We start from the raw sequence: 9936 nt of genomic DNA, 5'->3' as shown, positions 1-9936 counted from the left end.
AGAGATCAATCAAGTATTTCCATAGCCGAAAAGGGGCGAGGGATCCGCTTCATGCAAAGAAGGGTCGCCACTAGAGGCGAAATTTGAGATAGGTCCTCGTTTCAGGGCTGGGAGATCCTCTTCGTTCCTCACAGCGATCAGCGGGGTTTCAGCTTCTAAGCGTACAGCGGTTCTTAAGATTGCAACTGCTCTAATGCGGAGAATGGCGAACCGACAACGGTCAACGATTACTGCAACTCAGAACTTGTAACTTGCAACTGTAATACACACCCAAAAGGCAGGAAGGAAAAGACAACCTTCCTGCTTTCTCATGAACTATGACTCCTTAGTTCCATTCAGGCAGGCCGGAAATGACCGAGCACGTTCACGGCTAAGCATCAAGCATCAAAAGGGGATTCGTGCGGAATCCACGAGCTCGGCAAAGAGTGCATCCTGTGTCATACGGATGGCTGGAGCAAGCAAATGTCTAGAATGAAATCTTTGACAATTTCCTCCCACAGTGAAGATTTCGAGTCTGACCCTTAGAATCTGAAAACCAGTCGGAGAGTGTAGCTGAGAGCTATCGATAAAAATCGGGTGTCTATTTGCTCATTGCGGGGAGAGTCTTTGCCTCCCATAGACGGGGCTGGGCACCTAACTAGTCAATGCGTTGTAGTGGGTGCCTTCTCATCTGTTCGATTCGACAGTGGTTGGTTCGTTGATTGAGTCTATGAAAGCCTGTGAGGAAGAGTTTGCTTTTGTCAGGTTTATGAGAGCGAATACCATGATGATTACAGCAACCGCCAGTCCTATTGATAGCGCTATGCTCACTTTGCTTTGCACTCTGCCCCAGTCGATTTTCGACATCTCATCACCCAACATTAGTATACCATACTCTCTCAAACAAGCTCACGATCCGTAGCTATCGCTGCATGGCTATAATTATCATCAGGATTGAAATCAACGCATTTGAGCCCGGAGAATTAAAGACTACGGTTATACAAAAAAATCACCAAGGCATTGCCGATGTCCTAGGGGTTTGTCGGGTTCAGTCTTCGTCCTCGCTCTTTCCCAGATCCTCGTCGAAACTGTAGAAGGTTTCGTCCCAGTAGTCGATCGGGCAGATCTCGTCTTCGGACTTGAATACATTCCCCGATCCAACGACCGTGCCGTTGAATTCTTCACCCCCACACTCGCACTCGGTACATCTGTTGAGGTAAAGATCGAGTCCGTGCCAGATGTTGTCGTAGAAGAGGTTGTCTTTGAGTGTGGTTGTGGAAGATGAGTTTATAAGTATTCCGTTTTCGACGTTTTTCGTGATTATGTTTCCCACAAGAGAACCGGTTGCGTCTCCACCGAGCGAAACTCCTATCGTGTTTCCTGTGAATGTACAGTTCTGGATCTGGTACTTGATATCGTTGGTTAGGCTTATCCCCACTCCGTTTCTTTCAAATACGGAGTTCTCTGCAATCACTGTTGCGCTGCCATATGCGTAGATTCCTGCGAGTCTGGTTTCGAGATGATCTTCATTGTCCATTCCGAGATAGCAGGTTATGTGTGAGTCGATTACTTCAATGGTCATTCCGGTGCCGCTGAAAGAGATTCCGAATCTTCCGCCCGCAATGAAGGAGTCTACTATCTTGCCCGAGGATCTCGATACGTTGATTGCCGCGCCGCTCGAAATGACAGTGACGCTCTCGATCGAGAAATTTGCAGCGCCCCTGACAAATATCCCGAGATCTTTTCCTTCTTCGGGTGTTATTATAACCTCGTCTCTGGACGATCCTATAAGCTTGATCTCCTTGCTTACAGTCAGACCCTCTCTGTATGTTCCGGGGAGAATCTTCACCGTATCTCCGGCCTTCGCGTCATCTATTGCTGCCTGTATGGTTGAGTACTGGCCGTCCGGGTCGCCGACCACCAAGATGCCGGCCTCGCCTTGTCCAAGGCTGATCGAGCTTATTACAAAGCATACGAGCAGCACAAAAAGAAGCTTCTTCATGGTAACACCTCCGTCTACTTCTGATCTTTAGTCTAAACCATCTACATGAAATAAGAGAGAACTGTTACTAATAGGGTGTTAAGCATTGCTATCGAGGCGTGGGGTCTTCATCGAAGCGGTGTGTCGGAAAAGGGAATGAGTCCTTCCCGCGAGCCGATTTCGACAATGCAGGTGCTAGAATTTCTTGTCCTCTTCAATGCATGGATGAAGAAAGACTTTCGCTCCATTGTATTTGGGAGGAGAGCAGCAAACTGGGGATGGGGGTGCATCTCGCTCAGAACAGTCATCTGTGAGATCTAATGACATTACAGCGATAGGAGCTCTTCTCGTTGACTGGAACGCTTTGATGAGAGCATGGTTGCAGACGGGCTTCAAGGTGCACACTCTCCACCGCTCTAGCGGGGATTGAAGATCAAGAGCACAGATGAGCGTATTCTAAGGGTCTGTGATATTTTTGAGACTTAGGACTAGACGATCGAACTCCAAAAAAGAAGATGAGGGTAGAGATGAGCTTCGATGCGGGGTTTAGATAGTAGACGAGGAAGCGCTAATCGAGAGTAGCGTTGCAGGCGGGCATTCTTTCTAAAGCAAGGATCGAGATGAAACTTAAGCAAGGGACGAAAGTGAGAGGACAGGAGTTTCATGGAATGTGCTTCGGATGAAAGTTATTTTGCAGAGGGGGCGAAGAGATGAAAAAGATAATTCTGTCAATATTATCTTTGGTCGTTGTGTTGCTGTTGCTTTCGGGTTGTTTCATTTTAGGCCCGACGATAAAGGTGAGTGGACTTGTGAGCGATTTCGAGAAGTATTGGGAAGCGGAGAACTCTGTAGAGCTTGCGGGGCTGTACACAAATCTGGCCGTAATAAACACGGCGTCCAAATCGCACTCGCAGATCATCGATGCCTATTCAAGCAGATTTGAAGGAAGGAACGTCATTCACTTCGACAGGACGAGCAACGTTGACGTTGATTTCAACGAGGGAGTCACGGAAGCCAGAGTGGAATTCAGCGTAGAAATCAAATGGAATTCCGGACCGATTGACTACAGGACTTACATCTGGAGGATTAAGAACGAATCTGGCAAATGGCTCATTTCCAGATCCAACGAGTATTGATTTGTGCTTTCAAGAGAAACGTCCTTCTGTAAGAGCCGCTTAACGCTGGAAAGAGCAAAATACGTTAACCGTCAGCGGTCCTCCGCTCTCCGATGGAGACAGAGAAGACGCTTTGAGTTTTAGAAGAAGCTTCGCGCTAAGAGCCGTTATTGGTGATACGTAGTTAGTGGTTGGCCAAGAGCAAAGAATGGTAAAATCTGGTTTGTCAAAACCAGCTCCGTTCGTCGGCCTGACAATTTCCTGGTCTGGGTTTGCCATGCTCTGGAAATATGACCTTGACCAAGAACAAAGAACAGATCCTCGCTCTGCTCTGGAACGAAGAACAGATCTTTCCTCTCGGACACCCAACGGAGAACTTCTTCTCTTCCAAGCGATAAGCAAACAGCGGTTCTTTGGAGCGTTTACCGGCTTTTAGCCCGCGAAGCGGAACTGGCCACCGAAGGTGACTGACTTTTCTCCCGCCTTCTCGTAAGCGCAGCGAACATCTCGACAATGCTCTTTCTCAATATGATCTTATCGGAGGACGGCTCTTCAAAGCGCACAGCGTCTTCTAGCAAGCGGATCTTTCAGCGTTCAGCGAAAAGCGGCTCTTACATTCGAGATCCCGATCAGTTGCATATCGGGATGACAAATGTTCTTTTTCGTGATTCTTACATGATCCCGGTCAGAATCTTGGTCTTCCCGTGAGCACAGCGAACATCTCGAATTTGCGGATTCTCCCCCTATATACAGTTTTATATTGCCCTTCGCTGGATTTCATTTTTTTGTTGTGAAGCTCCATATTGGGCCGGCTACGCCAGACAACCCCTCGTTTCTTGCAACTATCTTCCAGTAGTATGTTGTGTTGGGCGAGAGACCGCTCTTGGTGTAGCTGTTAGTAGTTCGATTTGATATGAAAAGAGTGGGATTGTGAGCTGTAGAGAGGTAGAGATCATATAGTACCGGATCTCCGTCGGGGTCTCCGCCTTCCCAGGACAGGGTCACCTCGAAGTTCGTATCCTTTGCACCATTTGCCGGGAAGGGACTTGACGGGACGTTGGGGAACGACTTGACCGTTATCGTGAATGTCTTGTCAGTAGACAATCCCTTTTCATCCTCCGCCCTCACTGTCACTGTGATGTTGCCGAGAGGCCCGCTGACTGTCCACTCGTAAAGGCTCCCTGTAATGGTTCCTGGTCCTCCTATTAGCTTGTACGATATAAGATGACCGTCCGGGTCTGAGCTGTACTCGGCAAGGTTGATCTGAAAGTGCTCTTCAATATTCTTGACAATCGTTTCTATAACTCCCCATTCTGGCTTGCCATTCTTGATAGGACAGCCTGTAAGAAAGAAAAAAACAAGTGCCAAAACCACTATCAGGCGAACATTCTTCATCTCATTCTCCTCCACGATCCGAATTAGGAGATGAAATCAATAGTTCGTCCGAAAAGTGAGTACCTATCTACCAAACATCTCCCTATTGATTCTAGAACGGAGCTGGTCGATTCAGTCTCTAGCGGCCAGACTCTCTTCTTGAGAATTCTTCGGAAAAGAGTGCGAACACTTCTTTGTTCGTTTCTGTACGTCTCCATGTGTGGTATAAACGGAGTAGCGGGAGTCGTAGTGCGTGACAACAGAGCTATTCGGTTGTCTGATCATCGTATCATGCGGATAATGATGATTGGTCTCTTCGTGATTAAAAGTCGCTGGTGATATAATTATGGTGCAAATATCTTAACGTCTAAATAGGATAGGTGGAGGTGTTTTATGCTTAAGAAAGGATTGTTACTGGGTGTTTTTGTGGTTCTGTCAGCTTTGATGCTTGCCGGAATCGTTGGTGCAGTGGCCGAGATTGATAAGTACGGTAACGTTCATACGAATATTCCGATGGAAGCAGTTGTTTATGCCGCCATTGAAGCTGGAGATCTTGTTTACGTGACTATGGGCACTACAACGATCATGGTTCCATTCGTAACTACATACGGCGATGTCGACAGGGGACAGCCGCTGGCAAGGTATTCCGGCGACCATGTTCTTCTTGCCATCAACTATGGCAATTTCGCTCAGACCTACGGACTTGCCGTTGGAGATCTTCTTAATATGGGGCTTATTGAGAAGGGGGCCTATAGGGACGAATTGGAGATCAGACACCTTGTAAGAACGGATGTAAGGGATGATTATGCTAGCGATGAGATCTTTGCAAACTTCAGGGAAGTAACGATTGGAGAGATCGCACCCGGTAAGCTATACAGATGTTCCCATCCTTCAATCAGCGATCCCAGGTCGCCTTACGCATCGGCCCTAATAGAGCAAGCGGGAATCAGGACTGTAATCAATCTCTCCGATTCAGACGAAGAGCTTGCTTCGAACTGGGAGTACTCGGAGTATTACAAGGCAATCGGTGAAGCCGGAAACCTGATAAACCTAAATATGGGAGTAGATCCTCTCGCTGAAGATTTCGCGAAGAAACTTGGAGAGGGCCTGAGATTCATGATCTCTCACGAGCCGCCGTATCTGATCCACTGCGTTGAAGGCAAGGACAGGGCCGGAATCGCCTCCGCTCTGCTTGGAGCGATTATGAACGCAAAGACCGACGAGATCTACGCGGACTATGTCAAATCCTATGAGAACTACTACAATGTGAAGCAGGGAACGGCAGCCTACGATGCAGTGAAGAAGATTATCGCCGATCTCTTCGTTCTTATGAACAATGGCAATCCAGTTGACGATGTCAACGTCAAGAGCGTTGCGCTTGACTACCTGACGAAGAGGGCCGGTCTCACTTACACAGAGATCGCCGCTATTCAAGATATTCTAAGATAAATAGGATACTGAAGGTGTTATTATCGAGAGGCGGTGTTGAGCCGCCTCTTTTGATAGGATTTTGGTGGTGGCTGTATGTGGGATGCGTTGAATGAATTTGAGCTTTCGTTAATGAATTCGCTGAACTCGGCAATATCTGGAGAGGTAATGGATCTGTTCCTTTCTTTTATGCTGTTTCTCGAAAGGGGGGCCCTCGTATGGATACTACTGACGGTCCTTCTCCTCTTCGACAAGAGGTTCCGCAGGGCCGGCTACATGACTTCACTGGGGCTGGGGATAAGTCTGCTTGTCGCCTTCGTTATCCTTAAGCCTGTCTTCGGGAGGTTGAGACCACTCGAGTTTATCGAGGGGTATGCGATAATCTTTCCGATTCCCGAAACTTACTCCTTCCCATCTTCTCCGGTTACTATCTCATTTGCCTACACCGCCGTTCTCTGGAACAACGTCAAGATGCTCAGAGTCCCCCTTGTCCTGCTCTCTGCTTTCATAGCGCTTGCCGAAATATACGTCTATTTCAGTTATTTCTCGGACGTGGTCGCCGGGGTTGTACTCGGAGCGCTATGCGGCATCATTACCGTCGGACTATTCGAGAAGTATACAATTATCAAACCTGAGAATAACGACAAATCCGGAAACTTGCAGTAGTCACTCCACTCTTTCATCGATGCTTACCATTCGACTATGGCTCTAAATAGGTCATTGTCGCCTGGAGCCAATCTCATCAGAGTGCCGTGAAAGGTAAAAGCACAGGAAACGGCGACAACCTTGCCTCCGTTAACACTGGATGCGGCGACGAGCGGAATCGGGGCTGGCGTCTGTAAAACAGGAACCTGTTCCTCCCCGGCCGGAATATACGTTGTGAAAATCGCCGTCGTTTCTGCCCACATTACAACAGAAGCATTGTCTCCACGGTTAGTTTCGTTGAGTTCATCATCGCGATTTTCTGTGAAAGCGAAGAAGAAATAGAATGAGCGGCGAAGTTGTCTGAGGGTATCATGAGTTTGTTTCCGCCGAGGTTATTGACTGTATCCGTTACAAGCCCCCATACGAAGCCTATGCCGGTGCCGAGATGGACTTCAAGACCGCTCCGGTAATAATCGACGCCCTTGTAAAGCGAGCGAAGATTGGGCTTATGGGATTCACTCTTGCCGATGATAAGTATCTCTCAAGCATACGCTGGTGGATGAAGAACATGCGAGACTGGGAGATAGAGAAAGACTGGATAGTTCCTACCTACGGCACGATTCACTCAGTCGCAACGACAATAAGGGCATTCACAGAAGAGGGAGACGGCGTTATCGTACAGCCTCCTGTCTACAACAGGTATGAACAGGCAGTCAGAAGGACGAATCGAGAGATAGTAAGCAATCCTCTGATCTACAAAGACGGAAAGTACTCGATGGATTTCGACGACCTTGAGAGATGCATGAAAGTTGATAAGAACAGGCTTTTCGTATTGTGCAATCCTCACAACCCCATTGCGAAAGTGTGGCGGCCTTCAGATCTAGAGATAATCTCCTCACTTGCTCAAAGATATAACGTCCTTGTCTTCAGTGACGAGATATTCGGAGAGATAACCTTCAACGGCAATTCGACAATTCCTTACGCTAAGGTCGCTGGAAACGAAAGCCACTCGATAGTTGCGACCTCGCTGGGAAAGGTCTTCAATTTCACGGGCGTTAACAATGCAAATATGATTATCCCCGATTCCGAAACAAGAGATAAGTTCAGGGTTCAGCGGGATGCCGATCATTATGGAAGCATAGATCCTCTGACCCACGCGGCGGTATGTGCCGGATACGGACCGAAAGGCTCTGACTGGGTACGGGAGATGAAGAAATATGTTGCTGAGAACATAAACATGATCAGGAATTTCTTTAGAAGCAACATTCCAGATGTTAGAGTATCCGAAGTAGAGGGGTCCTTCGTGATCTGGATAGATTGGCGCGGCCTTCGGTTAGATGATGACGAGCTGCAATCCTTTCTGCTTAATGAGGCATACCTCGACCTAGACCGTGGTATAAACTATGGAATAGGGGGAAAGGGATTCACACGGATGAACGTTGCTGCACCTAGAGGCAAGATAGAGGAATCACTGGGTTACCTTTTCGATGCAGCTGCAAGACGCGGATACCCATTATCTGAGACTTATAACAGGTGGAGGTGAAGATTGATTCTTATGAAGAAACTGATTGAAGACTACTTCGAGCAAAACAAAGGACTCATGATAAGAGACATTATGAGACTGGTAAGAATAAAGAGCGACAGGGAAGAAGCGAAAGAGGGTAGACCGTATGGCGATGGGCCGGCGGAAGTACTGGCTGCAGCTCTGGAAATGGCATCTGAAATGGGATTTAGGACCAAGAATTACGACAACTACGTTTGTGCTGTCGATTTCAATGAACTCGAAAACAAGCTGGACATCCTGGCCCATCTCGATGTAGTACCTGGGGGAGACGGCTGGTCGGTTACGGAGCCTTTCGATCCAGTCGTCAAGGACGGAAAGCTTTACGGTCGCGGAACGATCGACGACAAAGGTCCTGCAGTAGCTGCTCTATACGCCATGAAGGCTGTAAGGGATCTTGACATCCCCCTAAAAGCCGGCGTCAGACTTATTTTAGGAACAGATGAGGAGTGTGGATCATCCGACATACGCTACTACTATGGAATCGAAAAGGAGGCTCCTATGACCTTCTCGCCGGATGCGAGTTTCCCGGTTGTGAATATAGAAAAGGGAGGGCTCCAGGGAAAGTTCGAATCCAGGTTTGAAGAGTCAACCGAGACTCCAAGGGTCGTGAGCTTCAAGGCAGGCATCAAGAGCAATGTCGTTCCCGGTGAAGCATCTGCGGTTGTCGAAGGAATCGATCCTGAAGAGATCAGAGATTACTGTGATGCCGTAAGCGAACTGAGTGGCATCTCGTTCAACTTAACCACTGAGGGGGAAAAGACTACAATCACGGCTAAAGGACTTCAAGGTCATGCTTCGACTCCAGATAAGGGGAGAAATGCTTTGACGGGTTTGCTGGAGGTCATCTCAAGACTCCCGGTTTCTCATAGTACCGGCTTTGAACGGCTGAAAGCTCTGAACTCAGTATTTCCTCACGGAGATTGGCTAGGTGAGGCTGCTGGCGTTGCGATGAGCGATGAACTCTCCGGCAAGCTTACAATAAGCCTTAATATGATGGATTACGATGGTTCAAGCCTCAACGGGACGTTCGATTGCAGGGCTCCTTTATGCGCAACGAAAGAGAACCTCCTTGATGTAATTAAGGCAAAACTGGCCGAGTATGGCATAGTTCTGCAAAACGATGATATAAAACCTCCTCACCACGTTCCCGGTGACTCGGAATTCGTCAAGACACTTCTTAGATGTTACGAAAACTACACCGGAAAGAAGGGATACTGCATCTCCATGGGAGGTGGAACGTACGTTCATCGACTGGAAAACGGTGTAGCATTTGGGAGCACTATGCCCGGCAGCGAAAATAACATGCACGGACCGGATGAATTTGCGGTGATTGAAGATCTGTTGACCAGTGCGAAGATATTCACACAGGCGATAATCGAGCTTTGCGGATGAAGAGGAAAGGATCAGTTCCAAGTTGCAAGTTGTGAGTTGTGAGAACAAAAAACGAGGCTAGAGGTTGGTTGTAGGAAAGAGCGGAATAAGACGCAAGGCGCCGGAATGCATCGGCGGACGCAAGGCTGGGAAGAACATCCCAGGTCGCAATGCCCGCTTCGCGGGGAAAGAACCGATTTCGCTTAGGAGAAAACTCTTTGTGTTGTGAAGAGTATTTGCATGATGCAAGTTGTATGAATAACCGGGGTCGGGGATTGTGCAGATTGGGGGTTGGTCAGGAGCAAAGAAAGCGGTTGGCCGTTGAATGGCTCTCCGTCCGACGAAAAGAGCCGCTCTCCGCTTGCTAAGATACGCTGAACGCTGGAAAGAGCAAAGGATCGGTTCCAAGTTGTGAGTTGTGAGAACAAAAAACGAGGTTAGAGGTTGGTGCGTATAACGTATTCACCCCCCAGGGGAAT

9 protein-coding genes are annotated in these 9936 nt (G+C 48.1%); 5 read left to right on the top strand and 4 right to left on the bottom strand.

Features of this window, described 5'->3' with window-relative positions; genetic code table 11:
* Positions 1 to 666: 666 nt before the first annotated feature.
* On the bottom strand, positions 667 to 846 hold the full coding sequence (locus tag B3157_RS11750; RefSeq protein WP_214060562.1) for a hypothetical protein: 180 nt from the start codon (positions 844 to 846) through the stop codon (positions 667 to 669).
* A 181-nt stretch (positions 847 to 1027) separates the two neighbouring features.
* A complete protein-coding gene (locus B3157_RS11745; RefSeq protein ID WP_214060563.1) occupies positions 1028 to 1981 on the bottom strand; it encodes a right-handed parallel beta-helix repeat-containing protein in 954 nt (317 codons plus the stop codon).
* A 689-nt stretch (positions 1982 to 2670) separates the two neighbouring features.
* Between B3157_RS11745 and B3157_RS11740 the strand changes: the two genes are divergently transcribed.
* Entirely contained in the window at positions 2671 to 3096 is a 426-nt protein-coding gene (locus B3157_RS11740; protein ID WP_214060564.1) for a hypothetical protein, read from the top strand.
* 756 nt (positions 3097 to 3852) lie between these two features.
* Here the strand turns inward: B3157_RS11740 and B3157_RS11735 are convergent.
* Positions 3853 to 4470, bottom strand: a complete 618-nt coding sequence (locus tag B3157_RS11735; protein WP_292590625.1) for a fibronectin type III domain-containing protein — start codon at positions 4468 to 4470, stop codon at positions 3853 to 3855.
* 372 nt (positions 4471 to 4842) lie between these two features.
* Here B3157_RS11735 and B3157_RS11730 point away from each other — a divergent pair, with 372 nt between their 5' ends.
* Both B3157_RS11730 and B3157_RS11725 read left to right on the top strand, forming a co-directional pair.
* On the top strand, positions 4843 to 5898 hold the full coding sequence (locus B3157_RS11730) for a tyrosine-protein phosphatase (protein WP_214059794.1): 1056 nt from the start codon (positions 4843 to 4845) through the stop codon (positions 5896 to 5898).
* Between the two features lie 75 nt (positions 5899 to 5973).
* Positions 5974 to 6543, top strand: coding sequence for a phosphatase PAP2 family protein (locus tag B3157_RS11725; protein WP_214059793.1), 570 nt, complete (start codon positions 5974 to 5976; stop codon positions 6541 to 6543).
* Positions 6544 to 6566: 23 nt separating this feature from the next.
* On the opposite strand, the gene B3157_RS11720 is transcribed toward B3157_RS11725, so the two are convergent.
* Positions 6567 to 6785, bottom strand: coding sequence for a hypothetical protein (locus B3157_RS11720; RefSeq protein ID WP_292590623.1), 219 nt, complete (start codon positions 6783 to 6785; stop codon positions 6567 to 6569).
* Positions 6786 to 6967: 182 nt separating this feature from the next.
* On the opposite strand from B3157_RS11720, the gene B3157_RS11715 reads away from it, so the two are divergent.
* Entirely contained in the window at positions 6968 to 8065 is a 1098-nt protein-coding gene (locus tag B3157_RS11715; RefSeq protein WP_214059792.1) for a MalY/PatB family protein, read from the top strand.
* Between the two features lie 12 nt (positions 8066 to 8077).
* Positions 8078 to 9478 (top strand): dipeptidase PepV, encoded by a 1401-nt coding sequence (gene pepV, locus B3157_RS11710; protein WP_214059796.1) that lies wholly within the window; start codon positions 8078 to 8080, stop codon positions 9476 to 9478.
* The last annotated feature ends 458 nt before the right edge of the window (positions 9479 to 9936 follow it).

It is taken from the genome of Mesotoga sp. UBA5557, assembly GCF_002425715.1.
In the GTDB taxonomy this organism is placed as follows: domain Bacteria; phylum Thermotogota; class Thermotogae; order Petrotogales; family Kosmotogaceae; genus Mesotoga.
Note: the sequence above shows the minus strand (reverse complement) of the source record. Positions and strands in the feature narration are given on the sequence as shown.